The organism is Lacunisphaera limnophila (assembly GCF_001746835.1).
Classification (GTDB): Bacteria; Verrucomicrobiota; Verrucomicrobiia; order Opitutales; family Opitutaceae; genus Lacunisphaera; species Lacunisphaera limnophila.
Genome location: NZ_CP016094.1, coordinates 1123801 through 1138678 on the forward strand (window position 1 = coordinate 1123801; position 14878 = coordinate 1138678).

The following is a 14878-nucleotide window of genomic DNA, read 5'->3' on the forward strand; positions in this document are numbered from 1 at the left end:
GTTAGCCCGCGCCCGGCGGACAATGTCATTGCGGATCAGGTGACCCCGGACAGGTTGCCTTGCATCACCCCACCCATGTCCTCCAAGCGCATCATCGTCACCGGCGGCAGCGGCAAGGCCGGCCACTGGATCATCCGCCACTTCCTCGAGCAGGGCTACGACGTCACCAACGTGGACACCCGCCGCCCGGCGCAGCCGCTCTGCCGCACCCTCGTCGCCGACCTCACGCAGCTCGGACAGGTCGTGTCGGCCTTCTCGCCCCACAGCACGGGCAACCGCGCCCCCTTCGCCGGCGTCGTCCACATGGCCGCCATCCCGCGCGCCCACGAAAATCCGAACGACGAGATCTTCCGCGTCAACAGCCTCACCACCTACAACGTCCTCGAGGCCTGCGGCCTGCTCGGCATCAAGAAGGCCGTCGTTGCCTCCAGCGAGTCGTCCTACGGGATCTGCTTCGCCGATAAATTTTTCGCCCCGCAGTACCTGCCGGTCGATGAGGCGCACCCGCAGCTGCCTGAGGACACGTACGGCCTCACCAAGGTCGTGAACGAGGCCACCGCCGCCATGTTCCACCGTCGCGACGGCACGCAGATCATCTCGTTCCGCATCGGCAACGTCGTGTGCCCCGAGGACTATGCGGGCCTCCGGGCGCGTTTCGCCCACCCGGAGGACCGCCTCCGCATCCTCTGGTCCTACATCGACTCGCGCGATCTCGCGGCCGGCTGCCGTCTCGCCATCGAAAAGGACGGCCTCGGCTGCGAGCCGGTCATCATCGCGGCCGATGACACCTCCTCGAACCTGCCCACCGCCGAACTCATCGCCCGCTTCCTGCCTGGCCAGCAGGCTTTCAAGTCCCCCCTCCCCGGCCGCACCGCCCTGATCTCCAACGCCCGGCTCAAGCAGCTCCTCGGCTGGAAACAGGAGCATTTCTTCCCGCTTTAACTTGGTGATGAGTCTCCTTCCGGCCGCGACCGGCTGTCGCTAATTCCTGTGGGGTCGTCGCTTGCGGCGACCTCGGCCACGAGTTGGGGGCAAGCCCCGACCCTGCAAATTCGCCGCGAAAACCCGCCATTGACGGCGACCCAGCGGCCGGGCTCACTGACCGATTCCATGCTGACCCTGGCCGACGTTTCCAAGTCCTACGGTACCCGCGAGCTCTTCTCCGAGGTATCGCTCTTCGTCGCGCGCACGGATCGCTTCGGTCTCGTCGGCCCCAACGGCGCGGGCAAGTCCACCCTCTTCAACCTCATCCTCGGCGAGGAACAGGCCGACGAGGGCACCATCGAGTGGGAGCGCGGCGCCGACTTCGGCTACCTCCCCCAGGAAAGCGCGCCCATCGGCGAGGAGACCGTCATCCAGATCGCCACCAGCGGCAAGAAACTCGTGCCCGAGACCGACGACGATTACGACATCGACTGGACCCTCGAGCCCCGCGCCAAGAAGATCCTCGCCGGCCTCGGCTTCCGCGAGACCGACCACGACAAGCAGGCCAAGTCCTTCTCCGGCGGCTGGGTCATGCGCGCCCACCTCGCCCGCCTCCTCGTCAGCGAGCCCGCGTTGCTCATGCTCGACGAGCCGACCAACCACCTCGATCTCGAGGCCCTGCTCTGGTTCCAGGACTACCTCACCCGCTATCCCGGCGGCCTGGTCATCATCTCCCACGATCGCGAATTCCTGAACGTCCTCTGCACCGGCATCCTCGAGCTGCGCGGCGGCACGCTCAACAAGTACACCGGCAACTACGACGACTACCTGAACGAGAAGGACGCCCGCAAGGAGCAGCAGGCCGCCGTCTTCAAGAACCAGCAGCGCGAGATCGCCCACCTCCAGAAGTTCGTCGACCGCTTCGGCGCCAAGGCCTCCATGGCCTCCCGCGCCAAGTCCAAGGAGAAGCAGATCGAACGCCTCAAGGATGTCGCCGTCGAGGAACCCTGGGAGGACCTCCAGCGCATCAATTTCCGTTTCCCCCAGCCCCCGCGCTCCGGGCTCCGCGTGGTCAACCTCAAGAACGTGCACCAGGCCTATGGCGACCATGTCGTCTACCAGGACCTGAACTTCGACGCCGAGCGCGGCCAGAAGATCGTGCTCGTCGGCCCCAACGGCGCGGGCAAGTCCACGCTGCTCAAGATCCTCGCCGACGTGATCCCGATCCAGGGCGGATCCCGCGAGCTCGGCAGCAACGTCATCCCCGGCTACTTCGCGCAAAACCGCGCCGACAACCTCAAGCTCGACCTCACCGTGTTCGAGAACGTGATGGAGCTGCGGACCAACGAGAACCAGCTCACCGAACAGCAGGCCCGCGCCGTGCTCGGCGGCTTCCTCTTTCGCAAGGACGACGTCCACAAGAAGGTCAGCGTGCTCTCCGGCGGCGAAAAGTCCCGCCTCGCCCTCGCCCGCCTGCTCGTCAACCCGCCCAACCTGCTCCTGATGGACGAGCCGACGACCCACCTCGACATCCCGTCGATCGACGCGCTTGTGGGCGCGCTCAAGCAGTACGAGGGCACCTTCATCTTCATCAGCCACGACGTGTATTTCATCCGCGCCCTCGCGCAGACGGTGCTGCACGTCCACTCGGGTCGCCTCACGCCCTACGCCGGCAACTACGACTACTACCTCGAGAAATCCAAGGCCTCGAACGCCCGCGCCGCCCTCACCGCCGGCTTCACCGACGCCCGCCCGAAGCAGGCCGCCGCGGCCGCCAAGGCCCCGAGCTCCGAGCCCAAAGCTGCGCCGGTGGATGTGAAGAAGCTCCGCATCGAGGTCGGCAAGCTCGAGCAGCGCGTGAGCGAGCTCGAGACCAAGCAGGGCGAGATCACCGCCGCGCTGGAGTCGCCCGACACCTACGCCGACAAGGGCAAGTTCCACCACCTGAACAAGGAACTCAGCGTGGTCGTCGACCAGCTCTCCACCGCCACCGCGGAGTGGGAGAAAGCCGCCACCCGTCTGGCGGCAGCCGAGAAAGCCTGAGCGGTCTCCGCCTTCCCCGGCCCGGCCTGAGTCAACGGCCGAGCTTAACCTTCGTTCCCTTTTCCCACGCCAGGCCCCAGTCGCGCATGGCGGCCAGGATGGGCTTCATGGCCTTGCCTTTTTCGGTCAGCCGGTACGCGGGGTGACGCGACCCATCGGCCGCGGCCGTGAGCTCCACGATGCCGCTCGCCTGCAACCGGCCGAGCCGGTCGGTGAGAATGTTGGTCGGTATCCCCTCCGGTGAGGCGGCAAAATCCTTGAACCGCTCCGACCCCAGCACGAGGTCCCGCACGACCAGCAGGGTCCAGCGATCGCCGAAGATGTCCAGGCCGCAGGCCACGGGACAGGGGGAACGTCGGTCGGGGGAGGTCGCGGCAGCCATGCCCGAAATCTAGGACCCGAGAATTTACTTGCAACTCGCAACTTATCTTACTTGCGTTTTGCAAGCATGACTTCCCTGCCCCCTACCTCTCCCCGCCTCGCGCCGCCCGGCGCGGGCCTGCCCAAGCCCGAGCTGCTCGTGGCCAACCTGATGTTCCACGGCGGCCGTATGTTCACCGGCCGCGGCCAGGCCGAGGCGATGATCCACGCCGAGTGCGACGCCCTCATCGCGCTCGCCGGCGACTGCGACCCGGCCGCGGGCGCGCGACCGGTGCTGATCCCGCGGCTGCCCGGCCTGGAGGACAGCAGCCGGCACTGGTCGGTCTTCATGACGCTCGAGCACCTGCGGATCGTGAACGCGGCGGTCACCGAGACCATCGGTCTCCTGGCCGCCGGCCAGATCCCGGCGCAACCGGCCAGCACCGCCGCGGTCAAGCCCGCCCCGGGGATCGACGCGCGGGTGATCAAGGCCTTTGGCCGCGGCTGTAACGAACTCACCCTGGCGGCCGCCGCCGTGCCGGAGCTACGCACCGCCCACCGCTTCCCCCACCCGTGGTTCGGTCCGCTCGATGCGGCGGGCTGGTATTTCCTCGCGGCGTTCCACCTCCGCCTGCACCGGCGGCAGGTGGAGACTATCCTCCGCCATCTCGCCCTCAAACCGACGGCGGCCGCATGAACCCGCCGGGCGCCGCCGGGCCTTCCCGCACCCTGGCCCTGGCGTGCGCGACGGTGTTTCTGGTCTCCTTCGACGCCACCGCCCTGGTCGCGGCGTTCACGGCGTTGCGGGCGCACTTCGCCGCCACCACGCCGGAGGCGCTGTCGTGGATCCTGAACGCCTACACCCTCGTCTACGCCGCCCTGCTCGCACCCCTGGGTGGCTGGGCCGATCGCCGCGGCCGCAAATCCGCCGTCCTGCTCGGCCTCACCGTATTTACCGCAGCCTCGGTCCTGAGCGGCCTTGCCACCTCGCCGGCCACTTTGATCGCGGGTCGGGTACTGCAGGCGGTCGGCGCAGCCTGGCTCACCCCCGCCACCCTGGCCTTGGCCCTCGACGCCGGTCCGCGGGAAAAACGCGCGCAGGCTGTCAGCCTCTGGGGCGCCTCCGGGGCGCTGGCCGCCGCCGTCGGCCCGGCCCTGGGTTCCTGGCTGGTCGACACCGTGTCTTGGCGGGCGATCTTCTGGGTTAACGTGCCACTCGGACTCCTGCTGCTCCATCTTGGCCGCCGGCAGCTGCCTGAATCCACCGTCGGCCGCTCACCGGTCCGGACGGACTGGCCCGGCGCGATCCTCCTCAGCGCGGCCGGCAGCCTGCTCGTGCTGGGCATCGTGCGGGCCAACGCGGTTGGCTGGCTGTCCGTCCCCACCGGGGCCAGCCTCGGCGCCGGCCTGCTGCTCACCCTGGCTTTCGTGGCTTGGGCCCGCGGCCGGCCGCACGCCGCCGTCGATCTGCGGCTGTTCGCGGATGGGAACTTCCGTCTGGCGAATCTCGGGACGCTGCTGTTCGGCGCCTGCTTCGGGATGATGTTCCTGGCGTTCTACCTCTTCATGACCGGGGTCTGGCACTATTCCCCCAGCCGCGCCGGGCTCGCCGCGGTGGTCGGACCGCTCGTGGTGGTGCCGTTTGCCCTGCTCGGGGGGAATATCGCGAGCCGTCGCGGCTATCGGCCGGTGTTGGTGGCGGGCGGATTGCTGTATGCCGCGGGACAGCTCTGGTATTTTTTGCGGGTGGGCGCGCACCCCGCCTACCTGGCGGCGTGGCTGCCGGGCCAGCTGGCCACGGGCGCGGCGATCGGCTTTGTGCTGCCCGGTTTGGCGGGTGTGGCCGTGGCAAATCTGCCCGCGTCTTTGCTCGCCTCGGGCAACGCCGTGAACCAAGCCATCCGCCAGCTCGGCATGGCCCTCGGGATCGCCGGTGCGGTGACGCTGGCCGGCCACAGCCGCGTCCAACTCGCCGACTTTCAGCCAATCTACTTGCTGCTCGCCGGCGGCGGCCTCGTCACCGCATTGCTGGCGCTTCCGCTCAAGGTCCTGCCGGGCGGTCCGGCCAGACGATCGCTGCCCTGATCAGGGTTTGCCATAGGCGCGTTCCACCTTGGCGATGCGCACCTGGTAGTCGTCATACCACGCCTGTTGTCCCGCCCGCTGCGCCTGCTGGTGGTCGGGGTCGCGTTTCCAGGCGCGGATCGACTCTTCGTCACGCCAGTAGGAGACGGTGATCCCGAGGCCGTCGGCGCCCCGCGCGCTCTCGACGCCGAGAAATCCCGGCTGCGTGGCGGCCAGCGCGACCATGCGCGCGGCCATGGCGTCGTAGCCCCGGTCGCCGTCCGTGCGGCGCGAGGTAAAGATGACGGCGTAATAAGGCGGCTCGGGGGTGGCGGACCCTTGGACAGGTTGGTTCATCGGAAAGGCAGGAATGAAGTTAAACGCGGAGGACGCGCAGCCCTCGGAGCATGACCCCAGTCCGTTTTTGTGCTTTTTGCGCTTTTTGTGGCCATGCTTCAGGTGGTCTGCGGGTTGAGCACCAGCATGGAGCTGCTGCCGACGAAGAACTCGTAGTTCACCTTGCGCACCTCGGTGGTGATCCCGAGCGCACCGAGTTCCCCCCGCAGGCGGTCGAGCTCGGCGTAAGGCTTGCCGCCCGGGCCGACGAGCGGGTGGATGCGCACCTCGCCGTGGCTCACGCGCGCCAGCTCGGCGCAGGCGGTGACGTGCCAGGCGAAGTCGAAACGCGTGGCATAGATGAAGAGCAGGTGGGCGCAGAGCACCAGGTCGAAGGCCCCGTCGAGGAACGGCAGCAGCGGGAGCGACGCCCGCACGTAGCGGCCGTGCCGCCCGTTGCCCTCGTAGTCGGCAAGGAACCGCGCCGCGGCCGCCCGCCGGTCCGTCTCCGCCGCGTCGAAGGTCGGGAAGGTCTTGAACCGGAACAGCCGCCGTTTCTCGCGGATTTGCTCGAACATGCGCGCGTAGTCGTCGCGGACCCGCGCGGCGAGCTCGGCGTGCGGCCGGTCGTAGAGCGGGTCCACCGCCACGGCGTCCACGCCGCGACGCCGCGCCTCGGCGGTGAAGGACGACGGGCCGGCCGCAACATCGAGCACGGCCCGGCCGCGCAGGGCGCTCGGGTCGAGGGCGAAGAAGCGGCCGTATTCGTCGAGCGTGCGCCCGAAGAAGGAGACGGCGGGCAGGTCGAGGGTCGACGCGGCCGCGGCCGGCCGGACCCGCGGGGTGGGCCGGGGTGGGGTGGTCACTGGGGATAGGGTGGGTGCGAGCGTGGGCATGGCATGATCAGGTCTGGTTGCGTTGGTGTTCGGGACGGGAAAATAAAAAACCCGACTCGGAAGAGTCGGGCTCGGGTAGTGGGGGAGTTTTTGCTTTTTGCTTTGTTTACGCGGAGTGCGCGTGATCCCTGCTACGCCGAGCCTTGGTAATCCACCAGGCGCGTTTAGCCATGGCCATGACGGCCACGGAAGACGAACGGCGAAGGTTGGAGCAGGAACTCACGGACGCGTTGATGGGGAGCCGGCGGGCCGCGGGCAAGCGGAAATTTTTATGGCCGCCCCGCATCGATGCAGCCCGTGACGAAGGATTCCTTCCGGCGTTCCTCGTTCCCTGGCGCATGCGCCGGTCAGAATTTGTCGGACCGTCAGGCGGACTTGCCCCCGGACAGGAGGTTGCGCGCGGCGGCAAAAGGGCCGGTGGCGCGGGCCCGGGCCGGGACCGGCGCGGGCATGGCCTTGGCGGCCAGTTCCTGTTCGCGGACCTTCACCCAGGCCTCGCGCCGGGAAACCTCCTGCTCGCGGATCATCAGCTGGTCCTCGCGCTCCTTGAGCGCCATGCGATCGTCGCTCAGGCCCCGGCGGGCGGCCTCGAGCAACGCATGCGCCCGGTCATATTTCTCCCAGGCCGCATCGATATTGCCCCGGTCGGCGCTGTTGCTGAAGCGATAATGCTGGTTGGTGCTCTCCGGGGGACGGGTCTGTTGGCTATGCTCGATCAGCAGGCGGAGGCGCTGCTCGTATTCCTTGAGACTGGCTTCCTTCTCATGCATGGCCTCCATGTCGGTGGAGAGTTGGGTGCGAAGTTTCTCGAGGTGGGAGACCTCGGTGCTGCCCTGGGTGTGTGTCGGGTTCATGGCGGTGTGGGACGCGACCTTAGCAGGGATGTTGCCTGTCGCCTAGAGGCCGGGGGGGCATTTACCCGGCCTTTACCGCTGATGACCCGTGTTTTACGTAATTGTAAAGAAACGCCCGCCCCTGCGGCGCGGGGGCGAAACCGGCTTGGCGGCAAGATATCTCGCGTCGCCATCGCCGGAATCGCCGGCCAGCCCACGCCGCCCGCGGGAGCCACGACCAAAAAAGAAAGCCGCGCGGAGGCCGCGCGGCTTTCGACACACACTCACTAACAAGATTAAGCCCGGAACATCACATCCTCGCGGTTGAACATCCAGACACACAAGGCCAGGGCCCCGGCAGCAAAAGCCGCGGTCGAACCAAAGATGAGTGCGAGGTAACCCCAGTGCCAGACGCCGGAGAGCATCTCCTTGCAGGCGAGACAGACGTTGAGGATGGGGATCAGCGCCGTCTTCGCACTGAGCTCGATGCCGGGCAGCATGCCCATCATCGCGGGGAGCAACACGACGATGATCAGCGGCGAGACGTAGCTCTGCGCCTCCTTGTAGCTCTTGGCGAAGAGCGAGATCGTGAGCAGGATCGCGGCAAAGAACGTGGCCACCGGCGCGATCATGGCGAAGACCCCCAAGATGCCCGCCGGATCGATGACCGGCACAAACCCGCCGCCCCCGGCTGCCGCCGCGCCGCCGCCCTTGCCGGCCAGCATGCTGCCGCCCAGGATGATGCTGGCCGCGGTCGAGACCAGGGTCAGCGCGATGGTGGCAATGGAGGCCGTCATCACCATGAGGAACTTCCCGAGCACGATGTTCACCCGGTGGACCGGGCTGCAGAGCAGCGTCTCCATGGTGCCGCGCTCCTTCTCACCGGCGGTCAGGTCGATCGCCGGGTACATTGCGCCGGTGAAGCACAGGATGATGATGATGTAGGGCACGAGACCGCCGATGATGTTGCCCCCGACCTTCGCCGGCGGGGCGACATTCTGCTGCTTGATCTCAAACGGATGCACCAGGTCCGCCGGAAGCCCGCGGGCCGTGAGCCGCGTCTCCACCGTCTTTTCCCGCAGGTTGCGGAAAAAGCGCTCCACCTCGCCCACGCCCATGGAGGATTTCATCTCCCCCTGATAATGATAGAGCGTGACCGTGCGGGCCTCCCCGTTCTGCAGAGCGGCCTCGAAACCCTCCGGGATCTCCACCGCGAGGCGGATGTGCTTCTCCGAGATCATCTTTTTGAAATCCATGTACGGCTCGACGAGCTTGAACTTCGGGTCGGCCTTGAGGGCGGCCACCACGGCCGGCGAGTCCGCCCCGCCGAGAACCACCAGCGAAGTCGCCTCCGCCTTGGCCTGCCGCATGACCTTGGACATGACGTAACCCGCCCCGAACATGATGACGGGCATGAGGAGCGTCGGGACGACGATCATCGAGATCAGCGTGCGCCGGTCGCGTAGCGAATCCTTCAGCTCCTTGAGGTAGATCGTGACGATGGTGTGCCAGTTCATGGGGGATTGCTCAGGTTTTCAGGGCGGCGGCCAGCGCGGCCTCGCCGCCGACGGCCTTCACAAAGATCTCTTCCATGTCGCGCTCGCCGAACCGGGCCTGCAACTCCGGGAGCGTGCCTTCCGCCACCAGCCGGCCGCCGTGGATGATGCCGATGGTGTCGCACAGCTTCTCGACCTCGCTCATCACGTGGGTCGAATAGATCACCGTCTTGCCGCGGTCGCGGCAGTCGCGGACAAACTTCACGATCGAGCGGGCCGTCATGACATCGAGACCAAGCGTCGGCTCGTCGAAAATCATCACCGCCGGATCATGGATGAGCGTGCGGGCAATCGAGGTCTTCTGCTTCATGCCGGTGGAAAACTTGTCGCAGCGCCGGTCGAGGAATTCATGCATGTCGAGCTCATCGGCCAGATGCTTGATCCGCGCGGCGATCGCCGCCTCGGTCATGCCGTTGAGACGGCCGAAATACGTGATCATCTCCCGGGCCGTAAGCCGCCCGTAGAGGGCCGTGCTGGCCGCCAGGAACCCGACATTGGCGCGGACGAGCTCCGGGGCCGTGCCGGCGTCGTGCCCGGCGACTGTGCAGGATCCGCTGGTCGGTTTGAGCAGCGTGGCCAGCATCCGCAGGGTGGTGGTCTTGCCCGCGCCGTTGGCCCCGAGGAGACCGTAGATCCTGCCCGGCTGGCAGGTGAAGGACACCTCCGCCGCGGCCGTGATGAGGCCGCGCTTCTTGTCCTTGAAGGTCTTGGTGAGTTGACGGGCTTCGATCATGGTCAGCAGCCGAAACGGCGGTGGTTGAGGACCAGGCCAAACACGAGGGCGAGCGCCGCGCCGACCGCGATGCCGGTCGCCGGCCCGTTGGAAACGCTGAGCGCGACGCCCACGCCCACGCCGACGGCGACGCCGCGGAGGTTGAAGGGAGGTTTTTTCGTTTGGTTCATGGGAAAATCACAGGCTCATGCGCTCGCGGAAGTCCTGCGCCTGGCGGCGGGAGAGCTCCACCTTCAGGCCGCCCTTCAGCTTCACCAGCAGGCCGCCGCTGAACCAGGGCTCGATGCCCTCGACCCAGGTCAGGTTGATGACCTGCTTGCGGTTGGCCCGGAAGAAGTGCCGCGAATCCAGCCGCTCCTCCATCGCGGTGAGCGAGCGGAAGAGCTGCGGCTTCTGGTCATCAAAATAGAGGCGCGTGTAGTTCCCCTCGGACTCGAGCAACCGGATGCTCTTCACCGGGACAAACCAGCAGCGGTCGCCCTCGCGCACGAACACCTTGTCCTCCAGCGCGAGCCGCGTGGTCGGGACGGGCGCGCCGCCGGGCGTGGTGGGCGTCTCGCGCGCCCGCAGCCGCTCCAGCGCCGCGATGAGCCGGTTGGGGTCCACCGGCTTCAGCAGGTAGTCGAGCGCGTTGAACTCAAAGGCTTTCACCGCAAACTCATCGTAGGCGGTGGTGAAGATCACGGCCGGCAGCGGCGGCTCGAGCCGCTCCAGCAGGCTGAAACCGTCGGCCCCGGGCATTTGCACGTCGAGGAAGAGCAGGCCGGGCTTGAGCGCGGCGACTTTCTCGAGCGCATCCTCCACATCCACGGCCTCGCCGACGATCTCGATGTCGGGATGCGCCGCCAGCAGGCGGCGGAGTTCGTTGCGCGCCAGGCGCTCGTCGTCGATCAGGAGGGCTTTCATCGGTTGCCTTTGGCGGTCGCCGGCCGGCCGGGAATGAGCACGTGGGCGGTTACACAACCCGCCGGGCCGGCAGACAGGCTGAGCCGGGCGCGATCGCCGAAAAGAAGCTGCAGGCGCTCCGAGGCGTTGCGCAGGCCGACGCCGGTGGAGGAGCCGGCCATCGCCGCCGGAGCGCTCACCGGACCCGCCAGGTCGCCGGGATTGCTGACCCGGATGTGCAGGTCGTCACCCTCCAACGCCGCCGTGATCGTGATCTCGCCACCTTCCCGGCGCACCGAGATGCCGTACTTGACGGCATTCTCGACCAGGGTCTGCAGCAGCATCGGCGGCACCGGGAGATGGCGCACCGTCTCGGACACCGCCCAACGCACCCGGAGGCGGGCCTCATGGCGGATCATCTCGAGCGCCAGGTAATCCTCCACGATGCGGACCTCCTCCTCCAGCGGGACCGTCTCCTGCTGGCCGGATTGAAGGGAGTAACGCAACATGTTGGCCAGGCGGGTCACCGATTCACGGGCCCGCGGGGCATCTTCGTCAATCAGGGCGCGCAGGCTGTTGAGGGAGTTGAACAGGAAGTGCGGGTTGACCTGCGACTTGAGGGCGCGGAGCTCCGCTTCCTTGGCGCTGGTGGCCAGCCGGAGTTGCTCCAGCTGCATGCGGCGCAAGCGCTCGAAGACGTGGTAGATGAAGTAGAGGCTGAACCAGCCGCAGAACAGCAATACGCCGTTGATCGTCGAAGCCACGAAGCCGAGCCGCAGCGTGATCTGGCTCGAGGTCCAGGGTTCGTCCAGCACGCCGTAGATGTAGCCGTAGCCGACCACCGACCAGGCCAGCGACATCAGCGCCGCCAGCCCCAGCAGCCGCGGCACGAGGGGCGCCCAGCCGAGTTGCAGCCAGCCCCAGCGCCGGATCAGGGCCCGCACATAATGCGTGAGCAGCAGACCCTGCAGGATGATCATCACGAGGATCGCCCGGTCGTGCAGCGGGGTGTCGGACTGCTTGTCCACCGCATCCTGGTAAAAAAGCTGCATGGCCAACAAACCACCCCAGCCCGCCGCCTGGCACAGGACATAGAGCCGGTGTTTGGCGCGCTCCAGCTTGGCTTCAGGGTCGGCGGTCATCGCCCGCGAGCGAACCACGGGAACCGGGCCGGCGGCAAGACCGACCGGCCGGGCATAGCGGGCGCTGATGGTGCGGGTGACGGACATCGCCGCAAGCTGGGGTCGGTGGCCCGCGCGGCCACGGTGGATTGGACGAACGGTCACCCCCGGGCGATAAACGGCGGACCCAAGCCACGTGCCCGGGAAAAAACGCCGGGTCGGGAAAAACCCCTTTACCCGCCCCAGCCCGCCGCGCACGCTGCCGGCCGTCCCTCCCGCCCAGCCCATGAAAGCCCGTGTCGTCATTGTCGGCAGCTACGTCCAGGACCTCGCGTTTTATGTGGAGGCTTTTCCGGGTCCCGGTGACTGCGTGCTTGCCGAACTGCGGCCCGGTGCCGGGGGCAAGGGCTTCAACCAGGCCGTGGCCGCGACCCGCGCCGGAGCCCCCACCCTCTTCGTCGGCGCCATCGGTCAGGACAGCGCCGGCGCCCACGCCCGCGAGTTTGCCCGCCGAAACGGCGTCCAGACGGAATTCATCCTGAAAAAGAAGGAGCCCACCGGGGCCGCCTCCATCGCCGTCAACCACGCCGGGCAAAACCAGATCATGGTCGCGCTCGGCGCCAACCTCGCCCTGCACGTCCGCGACCTGCCGGTGCGCCCGCTCGCCGCCGCCGACGTCGTCCTCTGCCAGGCCGAGAGCGACATGAAGACCGCCGCCCACGTCCTGCGGGTGGCCCGGCGCCACGGGGCGGTGACGGTCTTCAACCCCGCGCCCATGCACCCCGGGGTCGACCTGGCCATCCTCCGCCACGTCGAGGTGCTGATCCCCAACGAGGCCGAGTTTGTCAGCCTGGTGAACCGCTCCCCCCGCAGTGGCGTGAAGAATTTCACCGTCGAGGCCCTGCACCGCCTCGCCCCCGACCGCCTGCACACCCTCTGCCGCTCGTTCAATGTGCCGATCGTCATCGTGACCCTGGGCGCCCGCGGCTGCTTTGTCTCCCAACCCGACGTGTATGCCCGCGTGCAGGCGCATGAGGTCGACCCCGTGGATACCGCCGGCGCGGGTGACGCCTTCGTGGGCGGCTTTGCGGCGGGCCTGGTAAAATTCAACAAGAACATCATCGAGGCCGTCCACTTTGCCAACGCCGTGGCCGCCCTGGCCGTCACGCAGCACGGCACCGCCCCGGCCATGCCTACGGCCCGTGAAATCGCCCGCTTCCTGCGCCGCCGCGACCATGCATGAGTGCCCCGGCGGCGCCGGCGCCGCGTCAGCAACCCGGACCGTCACCCGGCTGGTAAAGGGCGGCAACCGCGCCGGCGGGATCGCGGATCACCGCCATCTTCGCGCCGCCCATTTCCTTCGCGTCGCGGATGATCTGGCCGCCTTTGGCCTGGCAGGCGGCCAGCGCCGCCGCGAGGTCGGGCACCGTGATGTAAACCAGCCACTGTGCGGGCAGGTCGGCGTTCGGTCCGCGCGCATGACAGATACCCGCCGCGGGCATTTCCGCCCCGGGCGGCATCATGCAGAAGTCCTCATAACCATCCATCGCCACGGGCATCACGCCCCAGCCCGCCACCGCCGCATAGAAGTCCTTGACGCCGACAGCGTCCGGAACCGTCAGATCCGCCCAGGAGATCGTGCCTGTCTTGGGTTTTTCCATGCCCGCCATGCTGGCCGCCTCCCCGCGGCGCGCAACGCTGCCAGCGTCTCGGCCTGCAGCTATAATCCCCGTTCATGAGTCCTGCCCCTTTCCGCGCCAAACTCTACAAGGTCGCCCTGATCCACTGGGTCGACCTGCCGAAACGCGACATCGACGCGCTGGCCCTACCCCGCGCCGACATCAAGGGCGGGGGCCTGGGCCTGAACGCGCTGCTCCGCTTCAACGACGATCTCGACCGCGTCACCTTGCTCCCCTGCAAGCGCGGGCGCTACAAACTCGCGTTCAAGGCCGAGCTCCTGCGCGCGGCGGAGGTCCACGCCGGGGACACGATCGACTTCACCCTCGCCCCCGACACCGCCTCGCGTGAGCCCGATCTGCCCGGCGAGCTGGCCCGCGCCTTCCAAAACCGGCCTGAACTCCGGGTCCGCTGGCTGGCCCACAGCGTGGCGATCCGCCGCCAAGTGGTGCGCTACATCACGGATGCCCGGACGGCGGAGACCCAGGCCAAGCGCTGCTGGATCTTCATCGAGCGCCTGGCCGAAACCGGCAAACTGTCGGGCTGAAAAAATTCTGTAACCCCGGGTTTTTTGCGGGGTATTACCGACTCTCACCCATGAAATCCACGCCCTCCCCTCGTTCATTCCTCCTCCTGCTGGCCGCCGCGGCCCTGCCCCTGACCGGCGCCGAAACGGCCGATGCGCTCATCGAGCGCGGCCGTTACCTGGTCCATGACGTCGCCGGTTGTGTCGACTGTCACTCGCCCCGCGACGAAAAAGGCCAGTTCCTCGCCGACCGGCACCTGACCGGCGCGGTCCTGGGCTTCGCGCCCACGGTGCCGATGCCCTGGGCCCCCGCCGCCCCGTCGATCGCGGGACTCGAAGGCTACACCACCGAGCAGGCGGTGACGTTCCTCATGACCGGCACCCGGCCCAGCGGTGTACCGCCGCTGCCGCCCATGCCGGCCTACCGCCTCAATCAGGCGGACGCCCGGGCTGTCGTCGCCTACCTGCAGTCGCTGGCGAAAAAATCCTGAGCCGTCACATCAGCGCGCCGGCGGCGTGGTGGCCCGGTCAATCCGGCCGCGCCGCCAGCTTGCCGGCGAACAACGGCATGAACTGCATCACCCCGAGGACGCCCAGGACAAACAGGTCGTCGCGGTAGGGTCCGCCGAGAAAAATACCCAGGAGACCGCAGCCCTCGGCCAGGGCCAGGCCGACGATGTACACCGGCAGGGCGCGGTTCACCTCGGTGTAGCGCGGCAGCACGAGCCAGCGGAGGATGATGCTCACGAACAGCGGGACCAGACCGACCAGGTTTTGCCACGCGACCGCGTCGGCCGCCGGTTGGACCGGACCGCGTCCGAGGAAAAAGTAGATCACGACCAGCCCGTTGAGGATCGCACCCCAGATGATCCACCACACGAGCAGCTGGGTCTTGTTGGCGGGGAGATGCGGCGTGTTTTGCAT

Annotated in this window: 18 protein-coding genes; 7 read left to right on the top strand and 11 right to left on the bottom strand. The window is 67.7% G+C overall.

Annotation, left to right across the window (positions count from 1 at the left end; genetic code table 11):
• Nucleotides 1-75: 75 nt before the first annotated feature.
• A complete protein-coding gene (locus Verru16B_RS04605) occupies nucleotides 76-942 on the top strand; it encodes an NAD-dependent epimerase/dehydratase family protein (RefSeq protein WP_069961189.1) in 867 nt (288 codons plus the stop codon).
• Nucleotides 943-1110: 168 nt separating this feature from the next.
• Nucleotides 1111-2967: a ribosomal protection-like ABC-F family protein gene (gene abc-f, locus Verru16B_RS04610; RefSeq protein WP_069963597.1), complete on the top strand. Its 1857-nt coding sequence runs from the start codon at nucleotides 1111-1113 to the stop codon at nucleotides 2965-2967.
• A gap of 31 nt (nucleotides 2968-2998) precedes the next feature.
• On the opposite strand, the gene Verru16B_RS04615 is transcribed toward abc-f, so the two are convergent.
• Nucleotides 2999-3349 carry a winged helix-turn-helix transcriptional regulator gene (locus Verru16B_RS04615; protein ID WP_069961190.1) on the bottom strand — a complete coding sequence of 117 codons (351 nt, stop codon included), beginning with the start codon at nucleotides 3347-3349 and terminating at the stop codon, nucleotides 2999-3001.
• A 66-nt stretch (nucleotides 3350-3415) separates the two neighbouring features.
• Between Verru16B_RS04615 and Verru16B_RS04620 the strand changes: the two genes are divergently transcribed.
• Nucleotides 3416-4024, top strand: a complete 609-nt coding sequence (locus Verru16B_RS04620) for a DinB family protein (RefSeq protein ID WP_069961191.1) — start codon at nucleotides 3416-3418, stop codon at nucleotides 4022-4024.
• On the top strand, nucleotides 4021-5412 hold the full coding sequence (locus Verru16B_RS04625; RefSeq protein WP_069961192.1) for an MFS transporter: 1392 nt from the start codon (nucleotides 4021-4023) through the stop codon (nucleotides 5410-5412). The genes Verru16B_RS04620 and Verru16B_RS04625 overlap by 4 nt, the downstream gene beginning before the upstream one ends.
• Here the strand turns inward: Verru16B_RS04625 and Verru16B_RS04630 are convergent, their stop codons facing one another.
• The 8 genes from Verru16B_RS04630 to Verru16B_RS04660 form a co-directional block, all read right to left on the bottom strand.
• Nucleotides 5413-5748 (bottom strand): antibiotic biosynthesis monooxygenase family protein, encoded by a 336-nt coding sequence (locus tag Verru16B_RS04630; RefSeq protein ID WP_069961193.1) that lies wholly within the window; start codon nucleotides 5746-5748, stop codon nucleotides 5413-5415.
• A gap of 98 nt (nucleotides 5749-5846) precedes the next feature.
• Entirely contained in the window at nucleotides 5847-6593 is a 747-nt protein-coding gene (locus Verru16B_RS04635) for a class I SAM-dependent methyltransferase (protein WP_069961194.1), read from the bottom strand.
• Between the two features lie 395 nt (nucleotides 6594-6988).
• Nucleotides 6989-7477, bottom strand: a complete 489-nt coding sequence (locus tag Verru16B_RS04640; RefSeq protein WP_069961195.1) for a hypothetical protein — start codon at nucleotides 7475-7477, stop codon at nucleotides 6989-6991.
• A 275-nt stretch (nucleotides 7478-7752) separates the two neighbouring features.
• On the bottom strand, nucleotides 7753-8973 hold the full coding sequence (locus Verru16B_RS04645; RefSeq protein WP_069961196.1) for an ABC transporter permease: 1221 nt from the start codon (nucleotides 8971-8973) through the stop codon (nucleotides 7753-7755).
• Nucleotides 8974-8983: 10 nt separating this feature from the next.
• Nucleotides 8984-9745, bottom strand: coding sequence for an ABC transporter ATP-binding protein (locus Verru16B_RS04650; protein ID WP_069961197.1), 762 nt, complete (start codon nucleotides 9743-9745; stop codon nucleotides 8984-8986).
• Nucleotides 9746-9747: 2 nt separating this feature from the next.
• Nucleotides 9748-9915, bottom strand: a complete 168-nt coding sequence (locus tag Verru16B_RS18235; RefSeq protein WP_157772212.1) for a hypothetical protein — start codon at nucleotides 9913-9915, stop codon at nucleotides 9748-9750.
• Between the two features lie 7 nt (nucleotides 9916-9922).
• Entirely contained in the window at nucleotides 9923-10651 is a 729-nt protein-coding gene (locus Verru16B_RS04655; protein WP_069961198.1) for a LytR/AlgR family response regulator transcription factor, read from the bottom strand.
• Complete coding sequence (locus tag Verru16B_RS04660; RefSeq protein ID WP_069961199.1) at nucleotides 10648-11859, bottom strand: sensor histidine kinase; 1212 nt, start codon at nucleotides 11857-11859, stop codon at nucleotides 10648-10650. The genes Verru16B_RS04655 and Verru16B_RS04660 overlap by 4 nt, the downstream gene beginning before the upstream one ends.
• A 178-nt stretch (nucleotides 11860-12037) precedes the next feature.
• On the opposite strand from Verru16B_RS04660, the gene Verru16B_RS04665 reads away from it, so the two are divergent.
• On the top strand, nucleotides 12038-12994 hold the full coding sequence (locus tag Verru16B_RS04665) for a ribokinase (protein WP_069963598.1): 957 nt from the start codon (nucleotides 12038-12040) through the stop codon (nucleotides 12992-12994).
• Between the two features lie 25 nt (nucleotides 12995-13019).
• On the opposite strand, the gene Verru16B_RS04670 is transcribed toward Verru16B_RS04665, so the two are convergent.
• A complete protein-coding gene (locus Verru16B_RS04670) occupies nucleotides 13020-13412 on the bottom strand; it encodes a VOC family protein (RefSeq protein ID WP_069963599.1) in 393 nt (130 codons plus the stop codon).
• 74 nt (nucleotides 13413-13486) lie between these two features.
• Here Verru16B_RS04670 and Verru16B_RS04675 point away from each other — a divergent pair, with 74 nt between their 5' ends.
• Nucleotides 13487-13975, top strand: a complete 489-nt coding sequence (locus tag Verru16B_RS04675; protein WP_069961200.1) for a YdeI/OmpD-associated family protein — start codon at nucleotides 13487-13489, stop codon at nucleotides 13973-13975.
• A 50-nt stretch (nucleotides 13976-14025) separates the two neighbouring features.
• Nucleotides 14026-14445, top strand: coding sequence for a c-type cytochrome (locus Verru16B_RS04680; protein WP_069961201.1), 420 nt, complete (start codon nucleotides 14026-14028; stop codon nucleotides 14443-14445).
• Nucleotides 14446-14482: 37 nt separating this feature from the next.
• On the opposite strand, the gene Verru16B_RS04685 is transcribed toward Verru16B_RS04680, so the two are convergent.
• Entirely contained in the window at nucleotides 14483-14878 is a 396-nt protein-coding gene (locus Verru16B_RS04685; RefSeq protein WP_069961202.1) for a hypothetical protein, read from the bottom strand.

Bases quoted from the DNA above. Each gene is read 5' to 3' on its own strand.
- Verru16B_RS04605 (WP_069961189.1), top strand. From the start codon at position 76: ATGTCCTCCAAGCGCATCATCGTCACCGGCGGCAGCGGCAAGGCCGGC.
- abc-f (WP_069963597.1), top strand. From the start codon at position 1,111: ATGCTGACCCTGGCCGACGTTTCCAAGTCCTACGGTACCCGCGAGCTC.
- Verru16B_RS04615 (WP_069961190.1), bottom strand. From the start codon at position 3,349: ATGGCTGCCGCGACCTCCCCCGACCGACGTTCCCCCTGTCCCGTGGCC.
- Verru16B_RS04620 (WP_069961191.1), top strand. From the start codon at position 3,416: ATGACTTCCCTGCCCCCTACCTCTCCCCGCCTCGCGCCGCCCGGCGCG.
- Verru16B_RS04625 (WP_069961192.1), top strand. From the start codon at position 4,021: ATGAACCCGCCGGGCGCCGCCGGGCCTTCCCGCACCCTGGCCCTGGCG.
- Verru16B_RS04630 (WP_069961193.1), bottom strand. From the start codon at position 5,748: ATGAACCAACCTGTCCAAGGGTCCGCCACCCCCGAGCCGCCTTATTAC.
- Verru16B_RS04640 (WP_069961195.1), bottom strand. From the start codon at position 7,477: ATGAACCCGACACACACCCAGGGCAGCACCGAGGTCTCCCACCTCGAG.
- Verru16B_RS04645 (WP_069961196.1), bottom strand. From the start codon at position 8,973: ATGAACTGGCACACCATCGTCACGATCTACCTCAAGGAGCTGAAGGAT.
- Verru16B_RS04650 (WP_069961197.1), bottom strand. From the start codon at position 9,745: ATGATCGAAGCCCGTCAACTCACCAAGACCTTCAAGGACAAGAAGCGC.
- Verru16B_RS18235 (WP_157772212.1), bottom strand. From the start codon at position 9,915: ATGAACCAAACGAAAAAACCTCCCTTCAACCTCCGCGGCGTCGCCGTC.
- Verru16B_RS04655 (WP_069961198.1), bottom strand. From the start codon at position 10,651: ATGAAAGCCCTCCTGATCGACGACGAGCGCCTGGCGCGCAACGAACTC.
- Verru16B_RS04660 (WP_069961199.1), bottom strand. From the start codon at position 11,859: ATGTCCGTCACCCGCACCATCAGCGCCCGCTATGCCCGGCCGGTCGGT.
- Verru16B_RS04665 (WP_069963598.1), top strand. From the start codon at position 12,038: ATGAAAGCCCGTGTCGTCATTGTCGGCAGCTACGTCCAGGACCTCGCG.
- Verru16B_RS04670 (WP_069963599.1), bottom strand. From the start codon at position 13,412: ATGGAAAAACCCAAGACAGGCACGATCTCCTGGGCGGATCTGACGGTT.
- Verru16B_RS04675 (WP_069961200.1), top strand. From the start codon at position 13,487: ATGAGTCCTGCCCCTTTCCGCGCCAAACTCTACAAGGTCGCCCTGATC.
- Verru16B_RS04680 (WP_069961201.1), top strand. From the start codon at position 14,026: ATGAAATCCACGCCCTCCCCTCGTTCATTCCTCCTCCTGCTGGCCGCC.
- Verru16B_RS04685 (WP_069961202.1), bottom strand. From the start codon at position 14,878: ATGCAAAACACGCCGCATCTCCCCGCCAACAAGACCCAGCTGCTCGTG.